Origin of the sequence: Geminicoccus flavidas (assembly GCF_009806515.1) — a bacterium.
Taxonomy (GTDB): Bacteria; Pseudomonadota; Alphaproteobacteria; order Geminicoccales; family Geminicoccaceae; genus Geminicoccus; species Geminicoccus flavidus.
Map to the genome: position 1 here is coordinate 1 of NZ_WUJP01000622.1, position 1,563 is coordinate 1,563.

Genomic DNA, 1,563 nt, shown 5'->3' on the forward strand with positions numbered 1-1,563 from the left:
CGAACACCATGCGCTTGGGCTGCGCCTGGACCCGCTCGAACACGAGCTGGAGGCGGGACGCGGTCGGGTTCAGCCGCGAGCGCAGCTCCTGGCGGTAGCGGGTCATTTCGACCGGCTTCCTGGCCACGCCGCTGTCGATCGCCGCCTTGGCCACGGCCAGCGGCACGGTGCTGATCAGGCGCGGATCGAACGGGGTCGGGATCAGATACTCGCGGCCGTACTGGAGCTTGCGGCCGCGATAGGCGGCATGGACCTCGTCCGGCACGTCCTCCCGCGCCAGGGCCGCGATTGCCTCGGCGGCGGCGATCTTCATCGCCTCGTTGATGGTCCGGGCGCGCACGTCGAGCGCGCCCCGGAAGATGTAGGGAAAGCCCAGGACATTGTTGACCTGGTTCGGGTAGTCGGAGCGGCCGGTCGCCACGATCACGTCGCCGCGCACGGCGCGCGCATCCTCCGGCGTGATCTCCGGGTCGGGGTTGGCCATGGCGAAGATGATCGGGTCCTTGGCCATCGACCGGATCATGTCGGCGGTGAGGGCACCCTTGGCCGAGAGGCCGAACACCACGTCGGCGCCGCGCATGGCATCAGCCAGCGTCCGTGCGTCGGTCTCGACCGCATGGGCAGACTTCCACTGGTTCATGCCCTCGGTGCGGCCGCGGTAGATCACTCCCTTGGTGTCGCACAGGATGACGTTCTCGGCGGGCAGGCCCATCGACTTCACGAGCTCGGCGCAGGCGATCCCGGCGGAGCCGGCGCCGTTGACCACCAGGCGGATGTCGGCGATCGAGCGGCCGGTGAGATCGAGCGCGTTGATCAGGCCAGCCGCCGCGATGATCGCCGTGCCGTGCTGGTCGTCGTGGAAGATCGGGATGTCGCAGAGCTCGCGCAGCCGCTCCTCGATGATGAAGCACTCGGGGGCCCGGATGTCCTCCAGGTTCACCCCGCCGAAGGTGGGGGCGGCGATCTGGACGCATTTGACGAACTCGTCGACGTCGCGCGTGTCGAGCTCCAGGTCGATGCTGTCGATGTCGGCGAAGCGCTTGAACAGGACGGCCTTGCCTTCCATCACCGGCTTGCCGGCCAGCGCCCCCAGGTCGCCCAGGCCCAGCACGGCGGTGCCGTTGGACACGACCGCGACCAGGTTCGCCTTGGCGGTGTAGAGATAGGCGGCCGCCGGGTCCTTCTGGATTTCCAGGCAGGGCACTGCCACGCCCGGCGAATAGGCCAGGCTCAGGTCGCGCGCGGTGGTGAGCGGCTTGGTCGGCGTGATCTCAATCTTGCCGGGCCGGCCGCGCGCATGGAGATCCAGGGCCTCTTCCGCCGTGACGCTCATGCCGCCCTCACCAGCGGTCGTCGTGCCACGCTCGCCCTTGCGCTCTTCCATTGCCGTCCCCTAGCCGCCGCTGATCCGGGGCCGGCCGGCAGCGGCTTCCTGGCGTCGGCCGGCCCTCCCGTCCGAGTTGCCACGGGCCGGCACGGCAGGACAAGGGCGTGCGCTGCCGGGCCGGCCATCCGGGACGATCTTGCGGCAGCCCCGCCCGCGCCTAACTGATCATCGAGATG

At 69.7% G+C, this 1,563-nt stretch carries 1 protein-coding gene; it reads right to left on the bottom strand.

Annotated features, from left to right (window positions below; translation table 11 throughout):
* Nucleotides 1–1,333: malic enzyme-like NAD(P)-binding protein (locus EQG76_RS17550; protein ID WP_321573479.1), on the bottom strand; the 1,333-nt coding region annotated here is incomplete at its 3' end.
* Nucleotides 1,334–1,563 lie beyond the last annotated feature (230 nt).